General features: G+C 49.5%; 17 protein-coding genes. 16 read left to right on the top strand and 1 reads right to left on the bottom strand.

The features are described 5' to 3' along the window. The first annotated feature begins 145 nt into the window (after positions 1-145). The 13 genes from asnC to ACKQAD_RS09830 all read left to right on the top strand — a co-directional run bounded on the left by asnC (position 146) and on the right by ACKQAD_RS09830 (position 11,664). On the top strand, positions 146-607 hold the full coding sequence (gene asnC / locus ACKQAD_RS09890) for a transcriptional regulator AsnC (RefSeq protein WP_010300103.1): 462 nt from the start codon (positions 146-148) through the stop codon (positions 605-607). Positions 608-696: 89 nt separating this feature from the next. Beyond that, complete coding sequence (gene mioC, locus ACKQAD_RS09885; protein ID WP_409160002.1) at positions 697-1,140, top strand: FMN-binding protein MioC; 444 nt, start codon at positions 697-699, stop codon at positions 1,138-1,140. 391 nt (positions 1,141-1,531) lie between these two features. Continuing rightward, positions 1,532-3,421, top strand: a complete 1,890-nt coding sequence (mnmG, locus tag ACKQAD_RS09880) for a tRNA uridine-5-carboxymethylaminomethyl(34) synthesis enzyme MnmG (protein ID WP_409160001.1) — start codon at positions 1,532-1,534, stop codon at positions 3,419-3,421. 82 nt (positions 3,422-3,503) lie between these two features. Further along, entirely contained in the window at positions 3,504-4,124 is a 621-nt protein-coding gene (gene rsmG / locus ACKQAD_RS09875) for a 16S rRNA (guanine(527)-N(7))-methyltransferase RsmG (protein ID WP_409160000.1), read from the top strand. 623 nt (positions 4,125-4,747) lie between these two features. Continuing rightward, positions 4,748-5,131: a F0F1 ATP synthase subunit I gene (gene atpI, locus ACKQAD_RS09870; RefSeq protein ID WP_409159999.1), complete on the top strand. Its 384-nt coding sequence runs from the start codon at positions 4,748-4,750 to the stop codon at positions 5,129-5,131. A 22-nt stretch (positions 5,132-5,153) separates the two neighbouring features. Beyond that, positions 5,154-5,954 (top strand): F0F1 ATP synthase subunit A, encoded by an 801-nt coding sequence (gene atpB, locus ACKQAD_RS09865; RefSeq protein WP_015842329.1) that lies wholly within the window; start codon positions 5,154-5,156, stop codon positions 5,952-5,954. Positions 5,955-6,003: 49 nt separating this feature from the next. Further along, complete coding sequence (atpE, locus tag ACKQAD_RS09860) at positions 6,004-6,243, top strand: F0F1 ATP synthase subunit C (RefSeq protein WP_005976545.1); 240 nt, start codon at positions 6,004-6,006, stop codon at positions 6,241-6,243. A gap of 63 nt (positions 6,244-6,306) precedes the next feature. After that, a complete protein-coding gene (atpF, locus tag ACKQAD_RS09855; RefSeq protein WP_409159998.1) occupies positions 6,307-6,777 on the top strand; it encodes a F0F1 ATP synthase subunit B in 471 nt (156 codons plus the stop codon). A gap of 14 nt (positions 6,778-6,791) precedes the next feature. Next, positions 6,792-7,325, top strand: coding sequence for a F0F1 ATP synthase subunit delta (atpH, locus tag ACKQAD_RS09850; protein WP_409159997.1), 534 nt, complete (start codon positions 6,792-6,794; stop codon positions 7,323-7,325). Between the two features lie 12 nt (positions 7,326-7,337). Next, on the top strand, positions 7,338-8,879 hold the full coding sequence (atpA, locus tag ACKQAD_RS09845; RefSeq protein ID WP_409159996.1) for a F0F1 ATP synthase subunit alpha: 1,542 nt from the start codon (positions 7,338-7,340) through the stop codon (positions 8,877-8,879). A gap of 52 nt (positions 8,880-8,931) precedes the next feature. Continuing rightward, entirely contained in the window at positions 8,932-9,795 is an 864-nt protein-coding gene (gene atpG, locus ACKQAD_RS09840; RefSeq protein WP_005976554.1) for a F0F1 ATP synthase subunit gamma, read from the top strand. A 47-nt stretch (positions 9,796-9,842) separates the two neighbouring features. Next, positions 9,843-11,225 carry a F0F1 ATP synthase subunit beta gene (gene atpD, locus ACKQAD_RS09835; RefSeq protein WP_409159995.1) on the top strand — a complete coding sequence of 461 codons (1,383 nt, stop codon included), beginning with the start codon at positions 9,843-9,845 and terminating at the stop codon, positions 11,223-11,225. Between the two features lie 19 nt (positions 11,226-11,244). Next, positions 11,245-11,664 carry a F0F1 ATP synthase subunit epsilon gene (locus ACKQAD_RS09830; protein ID WP_039363748.1) on the top strand — a complete coding sequence of 140 codons (420 nt, stop codon included), beginning with the start codon at positions 11,245-11,247 and terminating at the stop codon, positions 11,662-11,664. 294 nt (positions 11,665-11,958) lie between these two features. Here ACKQAD_RS09830 and pelX read toward each other — a convergent pair whose 3' ends face one another. Continuing rightward, positions 11,959-14,193 carry a pectate disaccharide-lyase PelX gene (gene pelX / locus ACKQAD_RS09825; protein WP_409159994.1) on the bottom strand — a complete coding sequence of 745 codons (2,235 nt, stop codon included), beginning with the start codon at positions 14,191-14,193 and terminating at the stop codon, positions 11,959-11,961. Between the two features lie 313 nt (positions 14,194-14,506). Here pelX and glmU point away from each other — a divergent pair, with 313 nt between their 5' ends. The 3 genes from glmU to ACKQAD_RS09810 all read left to right on the top strand — a co-directional run bounded on the left by glmU (position 14,507) and on the right by ACKQAD_RS09810 (position 19,488). Beyond that, positions 14,507-15,877 (top strand): bifunctional UDP-N-acetylglucosamine diphosphorylase/glucosamine-1-phosphate N-acetyltransferase GlmU, encoded by a 1,371-nt coding sequence (gene glmU / locus ACKQAD_RS09820; protein ID WP_409159993.1) that lies wholly within the window; start codon positions 14,507-14,509, stop codon positions 15,875-15,877. Positions 15,878-16,061: 184 nt separating this feature from the next. Then, entirely contained in the window at positions 16,062-17,894 is a 1,833-nt protein-coding gene (glmS, locus tag ACKQAD_RS09815) for a glutamine--fructose-6-phosphate transaminase (isomerizing) (protein ID WP_409159992.1), read from the top strand. A 166-nt stretch (positions 17,895-18,060) separates the two neighbouring features. Next, positions 18,061-19,488, top strand: a complete 1,428-nt coding sequence (locus ACKQAD_RS09810) for a DUF4026 domain-containing protein (RefSeq protein ID WP_409159991.1) — start codon at positions 18,061-18,063, stop codon at positions 19,486-19,488. The last annotated feature ends 222 nt before the right edge of the window (positions 19,489-19,710 follow it).

The raw sequence follows: 19,710 nt of genomic DNA, 5'->3' as shown, positions 1-19,710 counted from the left end.
TCTCTTATTCACCGTATTTAGTTATTCATTAAGCAATAAAAACAGCTAGTCATTCAATAATCTTATGGATAAATTGCTCTTGTGCTTTTAATCCGTCATTTTATAGCGATATAAAATCATTATTCGCTAAAACAGGAGGCTCAAAGTGGCAGAAATTTATCAGATCGATAATCTCGATCGCGGCATTCTTTCCGCCTTAATGGAAAATGCGCGCACCCCCTATGCCGAACTGGCAAAACAGTTTTCTGTCAGTCCGGGAACAATCCACGTTCGGGTGGAAAAAATGAAACAGGCGGGCATCATTGTCGGCACGCGTCTGGACGTGAACCCGAAACAGCTTGGCTATGACGTGTGCTGCTTTATCGGCATCATTCTGAAAAGCGCCAAAGATTATCCCTCGGCGCTGGAGAAACTGAACAATCTGGAAGAAGTGGTCGAGGCCTACTACACCACCGGACATTACAGCATCTTTATTAAGGTCATGTGCCGCTCGATAGAAGCACTGCAACATGTACTTATCAACAAGATCCAAACCATTGATGAAATTCAGTCCACGGAAACGCTAATCTCTCTGCAAAACCCCATCATGCGGACGATCGCGCCGTAATGCTTTTTTCCTATACCCATATTATCCACAGGTAGATCCCAGCCAGATCACAGCGTACAATGTCCTGTCTTTTATCGGATGGGATCGCTATGGCAGACATTACCTTGATCAGTGGCAGTACCCTTGGCAGCGCCGAATACGTCGCAGAGCATTTGGCTGAACTGCTGGAGAAGGATGATTTTTCCACTGAACTTCTACACGGTCCTGAACTTGATGCACTGCCTGAAAGCGGTGTATGGCTGGTGGTGACCTCCACCCACGGTGCGGGAGAATTTCCTGACAATCTGAAAGCGCTGTTTAACCAACTGGAACAACAGAAGCCCGATCTTTCTCAGGTGAGCTTCGGTGCGATAGGGATCGGTAGCAGAGAGTACGACACATTCTGTGGCGCGATCCAAACAGCGGATCGTGTGCTAACCCAGTTAGGGGCGAAACGGATCGGTGAAATCCTTGAGATCGACATCACCCAGCATCAGATTCCTGAAGATCCGGCTGAAGAATGGCTAGGATCGTGGGTTAATTTACTCAAATAAGATTAAATATTCGGCAGTTGAATGTGGATAACTATACTTAATTCTGGTGTAAAAGCCGTAGTTATCCCAATAAAAACCCGAGTATGTTTTTTGTCCTGTGTATAAACCCACATTAAGATCCCAGCTTATACTGGCCAGGATCACCGATCATTCACAGGTAAGGATCAATGCCATTCTCTTGATCTTTAATGTGAATAATCACTTATCCACACAACCAGACGATCCTAATAAGAGATCTAATAAAGAGATCTTTAAATAAAAAGATCTTTCTTTAATTAACGAGGATCCAACGGACTTGGTCGTTGGCTCAAAGTTGAGTAGAATCCCCCACCCCAGGGCAAATAACGATCGTTTTCCACTCATCATTCGCAATAATGCGAGGAGCAGTACCATGTTTTATCCAGATCCCTTTGACGTCATCGTGATCGGTGGCGGTCATGCCGGAACAGAAGCTGCGATGGCTTCTGCCCGAATGGGCCAACAGACGCTTTTACTTACACACAATATTGATACGCTGGGGCAAATGTCTTGTAACCCGGCGATTGGCGGTATTGGCAAAGGCCATCTGGTTAAAGAGATCGATGCCATGGGAGGGTTGATGGCGCACGCTGTCGACCAGGCCGGTATACAGTTTAGGATACTAAACAGCAGTAAAGGCCCGGCAGTTAGAGCCACTCGCGCACAAGCGGATCGCGTGCTCTATCGCCAGGCTGTCCGCACCGCGCTGGAGAATCAACCCAACCTGATGATCTTCCAGCAGGCTGTTGACGATCTGATTGTGGAAAACGATCGTGTCGTGGGTGCAGTAACCCAGATGGGACTAAAATTTCGTGCAAAAGCCGTCGTATTAACGGTAGGCACTTTCCTTGACGGCAAGATTCATATCGGGCTGGATAACTACAGCGGTGGGCGTGCAGGCGATCCACCTTCTATTCCGCTGGCACGTCGCCTGCGTGAGCTGCCCCTACGCGTTAACCGTCTGAAAACGGGTACTCCGCCACGTATTGACGCCAGAACGATCGATTTTAGTGTGCTGGCTCAACAGCACGGTGATAACCCAATGCCAGTTTTCTCATTCTTGGGGAATGCAAGCCAGCATCCGGCGCAAATGCCGTGCTACATCACACATACCAACGAGAAAACCCATGATGTGATCCGTAATAATCTGGATCGTAGCCCAATGTATGCCGGGATCATCGAAGGGATCGGCCCGCGTTATTGCCCATCGATCGAAGACAAAGTCATGCGTTTTGCCGATCGAAACACGCATCAGATCTTTCTTGAGCCAGAAGGCCTGACCAGCAACGAAATTTATCCTAACGGGATCTCAACCAGTTTGCCGTTTGACGTTCAGTGGCAGATTGTTCGTTCAATGGCAGGAATGGAGAATGCACGCATTGTCCGCCCTGGCTATGCGATTGAATACGATTTCTTTGATCCTCGCGATCTGAAACCGACGCTGGAAAATAAATTTGTTCATGGCCTGTTCTTCGCCGGACAAATCAACGGCACAACAGGGTACGAAGAAGCCGCTGCGCAGGGCATGCTGGCCGGGCTGAATGCCGCTCGATTCGCTGCCGATAAGGAAGGCTGGTCACCGCGTCGCGATCAAGCCTATCTCGGCGTGTTGGTTGACGATCTCTGTACGTTGGGAACGAAAGAACCCTACCGTATGTTTACGTCGCGTGCTGAATATCGTCTGATGCTGCGCGAAGATAATGCCGATCTGCGTTTGACTGAAATCGGTCGCGAGTTGGGAATGGTTGACGATCATCGCTGGGCACGTTTCAACGAGAAGCTCGAGAATATTGAAAAAGAGCGCCAGCGCCTGCGTGATATTCATGTTCACCCGCAGTCTGAGCAGTTAGAGCAAGTTAACTCGTTGCTGAAAACGCCGTTGTCCCGCGAAGCAAACGGTGAAGAACTACTGCGTCGCCCGGAAGTGGATTACGTTCAACTGACTGCGCTACCGCTGTTTGCTCCAGGATTAACCGACGAGCAGGCTGCTGAACAGGTTGAAATTCAGGTCAAATACGAAGGGTATATTGCTCGTCAACAAGATGAAATAGAGAAACAGCTGCGTAATGAAAATACGTTGCTGCCTGCCGCTCTGGACTACAAGCAGGTTAACGGGTTGTCCAACGAGGTTATCGCCAAACTGAACGATCACAAACCGTCGTCTATCGGTCAGGCTTCACGGATTTCCGGTATTACGCCTGCGGCAATCTCCATTCTGCTGATCTGGCTTAAAAAACAGGGTCTGCTGTGCCGCAGCGCCTGATTTAAGGTAAACTTATCCCTTAAATAGCCGGTTATCCGGCTATTTTTATTATTAACCTCATCTTTTTCATCGGGATATTATTGTGCGCAACACACTCGATAATCTGCTAAACGCGGCTGGCATTGTGATTTCAGATAAGCAAAAAAATCTTCTGATACAGTATATTGATATGCTGAATAAGTGGAACAAAGCTTATAACCTGACGTCTGTGCGCGATCCGCAGCAAATGCTTGTCCGCCACATCATGGACAGTATCGTGGTTGAGCCACATCTACGCGGACAACGTTTTATCGATGTGGGAACAGGGCCAGGTTTGCCGGGGATTCCATTAGCAATTGTTCGCCCTGATTCGCATTTTACCTTACTGGATAGCCTGGGTAAGCGTGTACGTTTCCTGCGTCAGGTTCAGCATGAACTGCAGCTTGAAAACATCACACCGGTGCAAAGTCGTGTTGAAGAGTTTCCCGCAAAGCTGCCTTTTGATGGCGTGATCAGTCGGGCATTTGCTTCTCTGCATGACATGATTAGCTGGTGCAGCCATCTTCCTGCCAGAGCGACAGGGCGGTTTTATGCGCTAAAAGGCGTACTTCCAGAAGATGAATTGTCATCCTTGCCACAAGGTGTTCTATTGGATCAGGTTGTTCGCTTATCTGTTCCCGAACTGGAAGGCGAGCGCCATTTGGTCGTGCTTAAACCAAACTAATTTTGTTTTTTATCAAAAAAATTATAACTAAATATTGCGTGTGACGTTGCCACCTCGTTTATCGGCGGCAGCGTTCCAGAACGCATCACGATCACTGAAATTTTACATCTTCGTTTTTTCAGCGTTGTCCTTTTGCTTTCGCACTGAATAATAACGAACGAAAATAAATCATCGTCATCAAAATTTAGTTGTTTTTTTGTTAATTGAGTAAAAAAACGATATCAATAATGTCAATAGGGGGTTGAAACGTTGTTTGTGACGTTTTTAAAATAAAGGTTTTTATAATCTATTGAATTTAAATAAAATAAATAGCTTATTTTGCTAAAGGCAAAAAAAAACATGTTCTATTATAAATAGTCGTAAAGCCTGTTATGTGAGTCACATCACAGATTAGAGGCCTTTAGAAATTAATTACACCAGACGTGAACAGGGATGATTGTTAGTAAAAACGGGGCTTCAGAAAGAAATTTAAATAATTGTTCACCTTTTCGCTACTTATCGATTGAATTCGCAGGTATGACCCGTATAATTTGCTCGGTTTTTGCTGCTTGACTCAATGGTGTAAAGGCAGTTTTATACGTTATTCGGTATACCTCTGAAAAGGTACGGAGAGAGCAAACGTCATGCCTGTATCCCTTTACAGCGGAAAAGTAGCCTTCAGGCTGCTGTTGTTACAGTTAGTGACTTTTGCTTTGTTGAGTGCTGTTTTCAGCCTCAATAGCGTCAATGCTGCCGCTTCTGCATTAGGTGGGGGATTGGCAGCCTGGTTGCCGAATGTTTTGTTTGTGCTGTTTGCCTTACGTCATCAGTCGCACAAGCCCGCTGATGGGCGTGTGGCCTGGTCATTCGCGATTGGCGAGGCGCTTAAGGTATTTATCACCATTGCACTGTTAGTGGTGGCGTTAGGCGTGTTTAATGCGGCATTTTTTCCGCTTGGCCTGACTTATTTATCGGTGCTGATTATGCAGATCGTGGCACCGGCCGTAATTAATCGTTACCGTAGTTAACAACAAAAGGGTAAGGGACATCATGGCTGCTGGAGAAATCTCTACTCCGCAAGAGTATATCAGTCACCACTTGCACCATTTGCAGGTAGGGACGGGTTTTTGGTCGATCAACGTCGATTCGATGTTTTTCTCCATCGCTCTTGGGATCCTCTTTCTGGTTATCTTTCACCGTGTCGCCAAGCGTGCAACCAGCGGTGTGCCAGGCAAGCTGCAAACGGCCGTCGAACTGATTATTGGTTTCGTTGACGGTACCGTGCGCGATATGTTCCATGGCAAAAGCAAATTGATTGCTCCTCTGGCACTGACCATTTTCGTCTGGGTTTTCCTGATGAACCTGATGGACTTGTTGCCTATCGATCTGTTGCCGCAAGCTTGGGCTGGAATCTATAGCTTGCTGGGATACGATCCGGCGCATGCTTATCTGCGTGCTGTACCGACGGCTGACGTAAACATTACGCTGTCGATGGCGCTTGGGGTGTTTATCCTGGTTTTGTTCTACAGCATAAAAATGAAGGGTCTCGGTGGTTTTGTTAAAGAACTGACCATGCAACCGTTCAACCATCCAGTATTTATTCCTATTAACCTGATTCTTGAAGGTGTGAGCCTGCTGTCCAAACCTATTTCCTTAGGCTTGCGACTGTTTGGCAATATGTATGCGGGTGAGTTGATCTTCATCCTGATTGCCGGTCTGTTGCCGTGGTGGTCACAATGGCTGTTAAATGTGCCTTGGGCTATTTTCCACATTTTGATTATTACGCTTCAGGCTTTTATTTTCATGGTTCTGACGGTTGTTTATCTCTCGATGGCATCTGAAGAGCATTGATTTTCTTTCAACAAATAACGTTTTTAACTGAAACAAACTGGAGACTGTCATGGAAAACCTGAGTGTGGATCTGCTGTACATGGCTGCCGCGTTAATGATGGGTTTGGCGGCAATCGGTGCTGCGATCGGTATCGGCATTCTGGGTGGTAAATTCTTGGAAGGCGCTGCTCGTCAGCCTGACCTGATTCCTTTATTGCGTACACAGTTCTTTATCGTCATGGGTCTGGTTGACGCCATCCCGATGATCGCTGTTGGTCTGGGGCTGTATGTGATGTTTGCGGTGGCCTAAGCAGAATGTTTTCTGCTGAGGTTAAAACATCAACTTATTTAACTTTGAAAGAGGCATTGTGCTGTGAATATTAATGCAACAATCCTCGGCCAGGCCATTGCGTTCGTCCTGTTTGTCTGGTTCTGCATGAAGTATGTATGGCCGCCGATGATGGCAGCCATCGAGAAACGTCAGAAAGAAATTGCTGACGGTCTGGCTTCTGCTGAACGTGCCAAAAAAGATTTGAACTTGGCTCAGGCCAATGCGACAGATCAACTGAATAAAGCCAAAGCGGATGCTCAGGTTATCATCGAGCAGGCGAACAAACGCCGTGCTCAGATCCTGGATGAGGCGAAAGCTGAAGCGGAAGCTGAACGTAACAAGATTGTGGCGCAGGCGCAGGCTGAAATTGAAGCCGAACGTAAGCGAGCTCGTGAAGAGCTGCGCAAGCAAGTTGCCGTATTGGCGATTGCTGGTGCCGAGAAAATTATTGAACGTTCCGTGGATGAAGCTGCTAACAGCGACATCGTTGATAAACTGGTCGCTGAACTGTAAGGAGGGAGGGGCTGATGTCTGAATTTGTCACGGTAGCTCGCCCCTACGCCAAAGCAGCTTTTGACTTTGCGGTTGAGAATCAGGCCTTGGATCGCTGGCAGAACATGCTGGCGTTTTCGGCCGAAGTAGCGCGCAATGAGCAGATTGCCGAGTTGCTTTCCGGTGCGGTTGCACCGATTGAGCTGGCGAAAACGTTTATTGCCGTTTGTGGTGATCAACTTGATGAAGCCGGTCAGAACCTGGTTAGGGTGATGGCCGAGAACGGACGTTTACCGGTGCTTCCTGAAGTACTGGAACAATTTATTCAACTGCGGGCAGCTCTGGAATCGACGGTTGACGTCGATGTGATTTCTGCCAACACGTTGAGTGAGCTGCATCTGTCGAAGATCGCTGCCGCTATGGAAAAACGTCTGTCACGCAAAGTGAAGCTGAATTGCAAAATTGATAAGTCTGTCATGGCTGGCGTGGTGATACGCGCGGGCGATATGGTGATAGATGGCAGCATTCGCGGTCGTCTGGAACGTCTGGCAGACGTCTTGCAGTCTTAAGGGGACTGGAGCATGCAACTGAATTCCACCGAAATCAGCGAACTGATCAAGCAGCGCATTGCTCAGTTCAATGTGGTGAGCGAAGCTCACAATGAAGGTACTATTGTTTCCGTCAGTGACGGAATCATCCGCGTCCACGGTCTGGCAGACGTGATGCAGGGAGAGATGATCTCTCTGCCGGGTAATCGTTATGCGATCGCACTGAACCTGGAGCGCGACTCCGTTGGTGCGGTAGTCATGGGCCCGTATGCGGATCTGGCTGAAGGCATGAAAGTAAAATGCACCGGCCGTATTCTTGAAGTTCCCGTTGGCCGTGGCCTGCTGGGCCGTGTGGTCAACACGCTGGGCGCACCGATTGACGGTAAAGGCGCACTGGATCACGACGGTTTCTCTGCGGTTGAAGCGATTGCGCCTGGCGTTATCGAACGTCAATCCGTTGATGAGCCGGTACAAACGGGCTATAAGTCCGTTGACGCCATGATTCCAATCGGTCGTGGTCAGCGTGAGCTGATTATCGGTGACCGTCAGACGGGTAAAACCGCGCTGGCTATCGACGCCATCATCAACCAGCGTGATTCCGGCATCAAATGTGTGTACGTCGCCATCGGCCAGAAAGCCTCCACGATTTCTAACGTGGTGCGTAAACTGGAAGAGCATGGCGCACTGGAAAACACTATTGTCGTCGTTGCTACCGCGTCTGAGTCTGCTGCTCTGCAATATCTGGCGCCATACGCCGGTTGTGCAATGGGGGAGTATTTCCGTGACCGCGGTGAAGATGCACTGATTATTTATGATGACCTGTCTAAACAGGCCGTTGCTTATCGTCAGATTTCTCTGCTGCTCCGTCGTCCGCCAGGTCGTGAAGCTTATCCTGGTGACGTTTTCTATCTCCACTCCCGTTTGCTGGAGCGTGCATCGCGCGTTAACGCCGATTACGTTGAAGCATTCACCAAGGGTGAAGTGAAGGGAAAAACCGGTTCGTTGACCGCTCTGCCGATCATCGAAACGCAAGCGGGTGACGTTTCTGCGTTCGTTCCGACCAACGTAATTTCTATTACCGATGGTCAGATCTTCCTGGAGTCCAACCTGTTTAACGCCGGTATCCGTCCTGCGGTTAACCCAGGGATCTCCGTATCCCGTGTGGGTGGTGCAGCACAGACCAAGATCATGAAGAAACTGTCCGGTGGTATTCGTACCGCTCTGGCACAGTACCGTGAACTGGCGGCATTCTCTCAGTTCGCTTCCGATCTTGATGATGCAACCCGTAAGCAGTTGAGCCACGGTCAGAAAGTGACCGAGCTGTTGAAGCAGAAACAGTATGCGCCGATGTCTGTCGCACAACAGTCTCTGGTTCTGTTTGCGGCGGAACGTGGTTATCTGGAAGATGTTGAGCTGTCGAAAGTCGGTAGCTTTGAGGCGGCTCTGCTGGCTTACGCTGACCGTGAGCATGGCGAACTTCTGCAACAAATCGACCAGACTGGCGCTTATAACGATGAGATCGAGAGCAAATTTAAAGGCATCCTCGATACTTTTAAGGCAACCCAGTCCTGGTAACGCCCGGTGGCCTGCTGTAAAGCAGGCCGCAAGGCTTTGAGGAGAAGCAAAGATGGCCGGCGCAAAAGAGATACGTAGTAAGATCGCAAGCGTCCAAAATACGCAGAAGATCACCAAAGCAATGGAAATGGTCGCCGCTTCCAAAATGCGTAAATCGCAGGATCGTATGGCGGCCAGCCGTCCTTATGCGGAAACCATACGCAATGTGATTGGTCACCTTGCGTTAGGAAATCTGGAATATAAACACCCGTACCTGGAAGAACGCGATGTTAAGCGTGTTGGGTATTTGGTGGTGTCTACTGACCGTGGCCTGTGTGGTGGCTTGAACATTAACTTGTTCAAGAAACTGTTGGCTGATATGAAATCCTGGAGCGATAAAGGCGTTGAAACTGATTTAGCGCTGATTGGTTCCAAAGCGGTTTCTTTCTTCGGTTCGGTAGGCGGAAACATTGTTGCTCAGGTTACCGGTATGGGGGATAACCCTTCCGTATCAGAACTGATTGGCCCGGTTAAAGTTATGCTGCAAGCCTATGACGAAGGTCGTCTGGACAAGCTGTATATCGTCAGCAACAAGTTTATCAATACCATGTCTCAGGAACCGCTTGTTGTTCAAGTATTACCGTTACCGCCTTCGGATGACGGTGAGTTGAAGAAGAAAGCCTGGGATTACCTGTATGAACCTGATCCTAAGTCGCTGCTGGATACCCTGCTGCGCCGTTATGTAGAATCTCAGGTTTATCAGGGCGTCGTAGAAAATCTGGCCAGTGAGCAGGCCGCGCGAATGGTTGCGATGAAAGCCGCGACTGATAACGGCGGTAGCCTGATCAAAGAGCTGCAGTTGGTATACAACAAAGCTCGTCAGGCCAGCATTACCCAGGAACTCACCGAAATCGTCGGGGGAGCCTCCGCGGTTTAAAGCAGGTTTACGAATTACGTATTGTCGAATTACGTAGAGGATTCAAGATGGCTACTGGAAAGATTATCCAGGTAATCGGCGCCGTGGTGGACGTCGAGTTCCCGCAAGATGCCGTACCGAAGGTGTACGATGCGCTTGAGGTAGAGAACGGCGCTGAAAAACTGGTGCTGGAAGTACAGCAGCAGTTAGGCGGCGGTATTGTTCGCTGTATCGCAATGGGTTCTTCTGACGGTCTGCGTCGCGGGTTGAATGTGAATAACCTGGACCACCCGATCGAAGTACCGGTAGGTAAAGCAACGCTGGGTCGTATCATGAACGTGCTGGGTAACCCCATCGACATGAAAGGCGACATCGGTGAAGAAGAACGTTGGGCTATTCACCGTGCAGCGCCTAGCTATGAAGAGCTGTCAAACTCACAAGAACTGCTGGAAACCGGCATCAAGGTTATCGACTTGATGTGTCCGTTTGCCAAGGGCGGTAAAGTGGGTCTGTTCGGTGGTGCGGGCGTAGGTAAAACCGTAAACATGATGGAGCTGATCCGTAACATCGCGATCGAGCACTCCGGTTACTCCGTGTTTGCTGGTGTTGGTGAGCGTACCCGTGAAGGTAACGACTTCTACCACGAAATGACCGACTCCAACGTAATCGATAAAGTATCACTGGTGTATGGCCAGATGAACGAGCCACCGGGTAACCGTCTGCGCGTTGCGTTGACCGGCCTGACCATGGCGGAAAAATTCCGTGATGAAGGCCGTGACGTACTGCTGTTCGTCGATAACATCTACCGTTATACCCTGGCCGGTACGGAAGTATCCGCACTGCTGGGTCGTATGCCTTCTGCGGTAGGTTATCAGCCGACGCTGGCGGAAGAGATGGGCGTTCTGCAAGAACGTATCACCTCAACCAAAACCGGTTCTATCACCTCCGTGCAGGCTGTTTACGTGCCTGCGGATGACTTGACTGACCCATCACCAGCCACCACCTTTGCCCACTTGGATGCAACCGTGGTACTGAGCCGTCAGATCGCGTCTCTGGGTATCTACCCGGCCGTTGACCCGCTGGATTCCACCAGCCGTCAGTTGGATCCGTTGGTTGTTGGTCAGGAACACTATGATGTTGCTCGTGGCGTGCAGTCTATCCTGCAACGTTATCAGGAACTGAAAGACATCATCGCGATTCTGGGTATGGACGAGTTGTCTGAAGAAGACAAGCTGGTCGTATCCCGTGCGCGTAAGATTCAGCGCTTCCTGTCTCAGCCGTTCTTCGTAGCGGAAGTATTTACTGGTTCTCCGGGTAAATACGTTGCCCTGAAAGACACTATCCGTGGCTTTAAAGGGATTATGGAAGGCGAATACGACCACCTGCCAGAGCAGGCGTTCTATATGGTTGGTTCCATTGACGAAGTCGTGGAAAAAGCCAAGAAACTGTAACGCCTTGTAGGAGGGTGACATGGCTATGACTTACCATCTGGATGTCGTGAGTGCAGAACAGCAAATGTTCTCCGGTCTGGTGCAGAAGATCCAGGTAACGGGGAGCGAAGGCGAACTGGGTATTTATCCGGGACATGCCCCTCTGCTTACTGCCATTAAGCCTGGTATGGTTCGTATCGTTAAGCAGCACGGTGAGGAAGAATATATTTATCTTTCTGGTGGCATCCTTGAGGTGCAGCCAAACATAGTCACCGTACTGTCTGATACCGCTATCCGTGGGCAGGATCTGGATGAAGCACGTGCGCTGGAAGCGAAACGCAAGGCCGAAGATCATATCCGCAATTCGCATGGCGATGTGGATTATGCTCAGGCTTCCGCAGAGCTGACTAAAGCGATTGCGAAGCTGCGTGTTATCGAGCTGACCAGAAAAGCGATGTAACAGATAAGCTTGTAATAATTGAAGGCCAGTCAGTTCACACTGACTGGCCTTTTTGTATTTAAGATGATGCCCCTTCCCTGCCTTCATAGATTCGCTTCTTAGTGACATTTTTATGCAGACTAAGAGACGGTTTCGTGCGCGATAATGCCGTCATTTTCATGCGGCTCTGTAGCACGCGCCCGACGTGGCGCAAGCTTTCGCCGCGTCCATGCGGCTCATCCTAAGCCTGCTACCTCCTCAGCATAATTTTTTACGCCGGATAACGGCAAAATCTGTGATGCTCTCTGCGCTGGCTTATTTTTTCTTCAGGAAATCGCCCAGTACCAGATTGCCTTTGGCATCACGCGTAAACGTTTCAGGTACGGTTACCGATACGAAGTTATTTACCGCGATTTCCTTACCTTGCGCGTTAACAGAGCGGTCGCCTTTGATGAAATAGTTGGTGTTATCGATATTGCCGACAACGGCATCATCATATTTACCCGCTTTGGTTTTCAGCGAAATGTTGTGTTTGAAGACGCCTTGTTTTTCCGGGCCAGAGTAAGGGCTTGGGCGGAAAATAAAGTTAAAGCGTTCGTTATCTAACGCGATGTTGTCTTCAACGATCAGTGCGCCAGGGTTGAAGTTGTCAGTGAAACCATCAAGTTGGTTACCCACGGCAATGCTGTTTTTAACCTGATGCGCCACTGGCTGACCTTCGCCACCCATTTTGAAGCCGTTGCTGGTGTTGTTCATGGCAATAGAATTCTCGATCACCACAACGCCGTTGGCACCGTCTTCAATTTTGTTAAACAGGTCGAAGCCGTCATCGATGTTGTTGTGTGAGAACGCGCCGCGAATCACGTTGCCTTCACCCACACGCATTTTCACCGCGAAACCGTCGGCGTTAATTTTTCCTGGGTCCTGGTTGCTGTGAGATTCTGAATTCAGAATCAGGTTATGGCTGGCCCACAGTGGTCTGCCCACATCGGCCGTTGAGGTCACCTGAATACCGGTATCGTCAGCGTGGTGCGCCACAACGCGTTCGATGGTGTTGTAGCTCCCCTCGATACGGAACGGTTTCTCTGTGATTTCAATCCCTCTAACATGCCAATGGCTAGCCTTCAGTTTCAAGCCGTGAATGACGGCTTTATTACCGACAGTAAATAGATTTTTGACGGCTTTTTGCTGACCGCTGGCGTTGACAGGAATTTCAGACGCGCTGTAATCACCATCGCTGAGCCAAATGGTACCACCTGCTGGTAGAGCGGCGACGGCGTTGTCTAAATCGAGCGGTGCGTTTTTACTGCCATCATTACTGGCTGAACCTTGTGGCGAAACATACAGATTTTTAGCGTCTGCATAGGCCACACGTTCAACCTTGAATGTGCTCTCTTTTACCGCTTTGTCATCCCCTTCCGCAGGCTGGTAGGCGACCTTGAATTCAGCACCGTTGCCTGCAATCTTCGCTGGCAGAGAGAAGATCTCTCCCGCTTTTACCTGCTTTGCATCACCCAGCGATTTACCGTCTTGTGATACGGTAATCGTACCGTTGTAATTGGCTTTCGCCTGGATGATATAGTGTTCGCTGGTGGTTTTCGGTGATGACATCACCTGGAGCAGAGGATCAAAAGTCTTAGCCTTAAACGCCGGTGATGTTTTGGTTTGCGCCGGTGTTGTCGTCAACTGTGCATTGCTGACGGTGATTTTGGCGTTACGAGAAGCAAAGAAACCGACGTAGTAGTGGTTTTTATCCAGCTTGGTAACGACGTCCGCGCCTTTGACTTCTTTCGAGACCCAGTTATCCGTGCCTTCAGGAGCATAAGAAGTGATAAAGCCGTCGTTGGTACGCTCCAGTTTCAGGCGGAACGTAGGCGTTTGCTCCAGATTCACATTTTCCTGATAGCTGGTTTTGGTAATCTTCGCGCCTGCATTGCCCCACGGCTGCGTTACGCCATTACGCAAAATCGCCTGTAGTTTGATTTCGGTATGAGACTTTTTATCCTGCGTCATGATGGCGTTCATCACCATGTTGGATGCAGCAGGGAATTCTTCATACCCTTCTTTTAGCGGTTCCTGACGCGGCACGCCGATAATATCGCGCACCAGAATCCCCGCCCCTTCCTGAGCCGCAGGTTTGGCACCGTTTTCTGGCCCAAATTGTTCCACGGTAATATCAGACTGAAGCGTAAAATTCACATTGGCAGGCAACTGCGTATAGAAGAACGTCAGTCCGTCATGGGTGTTGGCAATCTTTCCGCCACGACTTTCGATTGTGATCGGTGCGGACAAATCCGCGTTATCCCCCGGCGCTAATTTCTTGCCATTGATGGTAACGTCATTAACACCAATTTTTTCCGGCAGGACATTGGATGAGAAGTTTACGTCTGTCGACTGACCAAAGGCGACACCGTGCCAGACTGGTGTTGATTCTGTCGCAGCGTGTGTATTGAAGCTGAAAAGTAATGCATTCGTCAACGCGACGGCAGCGAGGTATGAAGAACGGTGTTTCCGTAAAGAATCACATTTTGGTGAAGAACAACGTTTCATTGTATCTCCTTCGTTATTGAATTATTCGCCCGCGTATATTGCTATAAATGAAACGCTGTTTCTTTTGTGTGTGTCACAAATGGAAATACTTAAAAATAAAGTCTGTTTTTTATGAAACTTCGTGCCATTTTTGTTTTTGGGGGCTTCACTCTCCCACCATGAGTATTCATCGTGTTGTGCGAGATTTTCAGAAAAAACTCACCAAAAAGTATCCGCGTTATGCAGCGGCTTAGGTAAACTCTGGTTATTCGCGCCAACTGGTTGGTCATTTTTTATTGTTGCGGAGCGGTGGCTTCGCACTGTTAGGATGCTTATGTCAAATAGTGCTATGAGTGTGGTGATCCTTGCTGCGGGTAAAGGCACCCGCATGTATTCCGATCTTCCTAAGGTGTTACATAAACTGGCAGGTAAGCCGATGGTTCAGCACGTCATTGATGCGGCAATGACAACAGGCGCACAGCACGTTCATCTGGTATATGGTCACGGCGGTGATTTGCTAAAACGTGAATTGATCGATCCGGCCTTGAACTGGGTGCTACAAGCGAAACAGCTGGGAACCGGTCATGCGATGCAGCAGGCTGCTCCTCATTTCGCCGATGATGAAGACATCCTGATGTTGTATGGCGATGTGCCGCTGATTTCGCCGCAAACGCTGGGGCGTTTACGTCAGACTAAGCCGCAGGGTGGAATTGGTCTGTTGACGGTGAAACTGGACGATCCGACAGGCTATGGGCGAATTGTGCGTGAAAACGGTACTGTTGTGGGGATCGTCGAGCACAAGGATGCCAGTGAAGAGCAGCGCCAGATTAACGAGATCAATACCGGTATTTTGATTGCGAACGGCAAGGATTTGAAGCGTTGGTTAAGCCAGTTGAATAACAACAACGCACAAGGCGAGTTTTACATCACCGATATCATTGCGATGGCAGCGGAAGAGGGCCAGCGTGTTGAAGCGGTTCATCCCGAGCGGCTGAGTGAAGTGGAGGGCGTCAATAATCGCCTGCAATTGTCGGCGTTGGAGCGGGTCTATCAACGTGAACTGGCGGATAAGCTGTTGCTAGCCGGTGTCATGCTGCTCGATCCGGTACGGTTTGATCTGCGTGGCGAATTGACCCACGGTCGCGATGTCGTGATTGATGTCAATGTCGTCGTTGAAGGCAATGTTAAGCTAGGCAATCGGGTGAAAATCGGCGCAGGCTGTGTGATTAAAAACAGCATCATTGGCGACGACTGTGAGATTAGTCCTTACTCTGTGTTGGAAGACGCTGTGCTGGAAGCAGAGTGTACCGTCGGCCCATTTGCCCGCTTGCGTCCAGGCGCTGAACTGGCTGAAGGCGCGCATGTTGGTAACTTTGTCGAATTGAAAAAGGCGCGTTTGGGTAAAGGATCAAAAGCGGGCCACCTCAGCTATTTGGGGGATGCGGACATCGGTTCCGGTGTTAATATTGGCGCAGGAACGATTACCTGTAATTATGACGGTGCGAATAAACACAAGACGGTGATTGGTGACGACGTGTTTGTAGGGTCGGATACGCAACTGGTGGCACCCGTTAGCGTTGCCAGCGGGGCGACAATCGGTGCGGGAACAACGGTTACGCGCGATGTGGCAGAGAATGAGCTGGTGATCAGCCGCGTGAAACAGCGGCATATTTCCGGCTGGCAGCGTCCGGTGAAAAAGAAATAATATTTGTTGCCTCCGCTCGCGGCGGAGGCCGTTTTGTCCTGTGTTTTGGCCTAATCCAGAGTACAGAACAAAACATAATAATCCCCAACTCTCTACAAGGCTCGGGGAACCCGGAAAAACCGGAACAATCAGGTCTAAGACATCCCTGGTGACACAATATGTCACTTTTATAGGAATACCATCAATGTGTGGAATTGTAGGCGCAGTTGCGCAACGTGATGTTGCTGAAATTTTGTTGGAAGGTTTACGCCGTCTTGAGTATCGCGGCTATGACTCTGCGGGGTTGGCGGTTGTTGATGGCGAAGGCAACGTTACCCGTTTACGCCGTCTGGGGAAAGTGCAGGCGCTGTCTCAGGCAGCCGAAGAGCGCGATCTGCTCGGCGGTACGGGTATCGCTCACACCCGTTGGGCAACGCACGGTGAACCTTCTGAAGAGAACGCACACCCGCATGTTTCTGAACATATCACTATCGTCCATAACGGCATTATCGAAAACCATGAGCCGCTGCGCGAACTGATGATCGGTCGCGGTTATCGTTTTGTTTCTGAAACGGATACGGAAGTGGTTGCCCATCTGGTTCATTTTGAACAGGCGCAGAACGGCGGAACGCTGGTTGAGGTGGTTAAGCGTGTGATCCCACAGCTGCGCGGTGCGTATGGCATGGTCGTGTTGGATAACCGCGACCCAAGCGTACTGGTTGCCGCGCGTTCTGGTAGCCCGCTGGTGATTGGCCGTGGTGTCGGTGAAAACTTCATTGCCTCCGATCAGCTGGCTCTGCTGCCTGTGACGCGTCGCTTTATGTTCCTGGAAGAAGGCGACATCGCGGAAATCACCCGCCGTGACGTACGCGTGTTTGATAAAGCCGGCCAGCTTGCTACGCGCGAAGAAATTGAATCAAAAGTGAATTACGATGCGGGTGACAAAGGCGCGTATCGTCACTACATGCAGAAAGAGATCTACGAACAGCCTATGGCGATCAAGAACACCCTCGAAGGGCGTCTCAGCCACGGCGAGATTAATCTTTCTGAATTAGGCCCGAAAGCGGATGAACTGCTGGCGAAGGTTGAGCACATTCAGATTATCGCCTGCGGGACGTCTTACAACTCTGGTATGGTTTCCCGCTACTGGTTTGAAGCGCTGGCGGGAATTCCGTGCGATGTAGAAATCGCCTCAGAATTCCGTTATCGCAAGCCTGCGGTGCGTAAGAACAGCCTGATGATTACCCTGTCTCAGTCCGGTGAAACGGCGGATACGCTGGCGGCGCTGCGTTTGTCCAAAGAACTGGGCTATCTGGGGTCTCTGGCTATCTGTAACGTTGCCGGTTCCTCGCTGGTGCGTGAATCCGATCTGGCACTGATGACCAAAGCAGGCGTAGAGATTGGCGTGGCGTCGACCAAAGCCTTCACTACGCAGCTTACCGTTCTGCTGATGTTGGTGGCGCGTGTTGGGCGTCTGCGCGGTATGGATGCGCAGATTGAGCATGACATCGTTCATGGCTTACAGGCACTGCCAGCGCGTATTGAGCAGATGCTGTCTCAGGACAAACTCATCGAATCTCTGGCGGAAGGCTTCTCTGACAAGCATCATGCGCTGTTCCTCGGCCGTGGCGATCAGTATCCGATCGCGATGGAGGGGGCGCTGAAGCTGAAGGAGATCTCTTACATCCACGCGGAAGCCTATGCGGCAGGCGAGCTGAAACACGGCCCGCTGGCACTGATCGATGCGGACATGCCGGTTGTGGTGGTGGCGCCGAACAACGAACTGTTGGAGAAATTGAAATCCAACATCGAAGAAGTTCGGGCGCGCGGTGGTGAACTGTATGTCTTCGCAGATGAAGATGCCGGTTTCACCAGCAGCGAAAATATGAAAATTATTCCGCTGCCACATATCGAAGAAGTGATTGCGCCAATCTTCTATACGGTGCCGTTGCAGTTGCTGTCTTATCACGTCGCGCTGATTAAAGGCACCGATGTCGATCAGCCACGTAACCTGGCGAAATCTGTTACTGTCGAGTAATTTCTAAAAACGAAGGTAAATAGCCCTGGTGCTACTTACCTTCGTTTATTTTTTATATTGCAGCTCATTTTTTATTCCCCATTCTTTTTACGCTCACCGAACTCTCTTCATTAAAATTTATTCGGTATATTGGTTTACCCATATTGAATACTGATTCGTTCTTAATATGAATAACAAACAACAATACCTGGATATCGCCGAGGGAAAGGGCGAAAAAGCGCCTTCAACGATGGTGGCCTTTTCCTCACGAGAGATGAACTATCCACTGTTGGAAAACCTGTTAGAGGCGCAGTCATACTTTACTGATGGTGAAATAAGCTATACCGAACAGGAGCAGGGCGGGTTCTTTTATACCTGTCGCCATCAGGATAGAGAGCTGACCTTTTATCTTGAGTTGTCGGATCGCGATCCCGAAAATAAAATTACACCGATGCATTCAACCGACCCCATTTCGCCCGAGCTGCTGGCGCAGGCGAATGCGGCAATGCAGGAGATTACGGTCGAGTCTATTTTTGGGCAAAATCCGCTGGAAGATTACGTTCATCAACTACGTATATTAAGTGTTGTGGTGCCGGATATTCTTCTGGGCATCGATATTTCCGCTGCTGGTAACGTATTTACCCGCGAATGGCTGAATTTTCAGCTAGAGGATGATGTTCTGCCGGAAATTGAATCGCTGTATACCATTCACGCCGTGTACGACACCGAGAACGATCCGCCAACCACATTCTGGTTTCACTCACATGGTCTGGCACGATGCGGCCTGACGGAAGCGGAACTAGTCATTCCAGAGACGCTGAGCTCGTATTATGGCATCCCGGATTTATTCAGAAGTTTTGTCAATAATGCTATTCAAAATCAGCAAATTACCTTTAATGAGCCGATTCTGTGCGGGCAAACGGACAGCGGCTATGAATATCTGGTGGCGTTGCCGTTTGAAGAAGGGCTACGGCATGTGAATCAATCCACGCCGATTGACCAACTGCGGTCTCTGGAAGAGATGCGCTACGATCTGGAAGGGACGCCGGAAGGCGTATTTCTGGGCGATCGCGCCGATAGGGATGATGTGCATCAGGAACCTTCCTGTATGCTGTTTCGCACCAATGAAGAAAACCCGGTACTGCAAACGTTCTTTAAAGGGTTTGATGAGCAGAATGCCATCATGTTCTGGCGCACGAACGCGGAAACGGCAGAAATGTCGCGTAAGGCGCAGCTACGCTGGCGTTATTTCGTCAATATGTTCAAAAACTATCATGTGAGTGACGAACCCGCTAAGCCCGGTTTTTTAGCTAAGCTACTCAAAAAATCACCTAAGCCTGTCGAAAACGAATGGCGCTTTATGGTGAAGTTTGGCATTCCTCATGGCGAAGAGGGAGAAGAACGTGAGCACATGTGGTTTATACCTGAAAAAATTCATGACACCGTGGTTACGGGAACATTAATCAATCATCCGTTCTACGTTGAGGATATGCAGGAAGGTGGGGTATATTCCGTTGATATATCACGGGTAACTGACTGGGCGATTTATTATCAGGGCGATAGCTATAAGCCTGATACGATTTACAAATTGCTTAGCCATAGCCGGACTCACTGACTTTGCTTCTTTACCAGTCAGAACGTCTGTTCTGGCTGGTTGCCCCTGAATTTTCCCGCCCACGGCTTCATTGTCATAAAACTGTCATATTGCGTACATTTTACTGTCACTAAATTGTCCTATTTTTCCTCCTGCGAACTACACTCTGATTTGACAACTCTGATTTGACAACTCTGATTGATAACGACTCCACGTCGACACGTCGATTATCCCACAGGAGGG

This window comes from Pectobacterium artocarpous (assembly GCF_046159765.1).
Taxonomy (GTDB): Bacteria; Pseudomonadota; Gammaproteobacteria; order Enterobacterales; family Enterobacteriaceae; genus Pectobacterium.
Note: the sequence above shows the minus strand (reverse complement) of the source record. Positions and strands in the feature narration are given on the sequence as shown.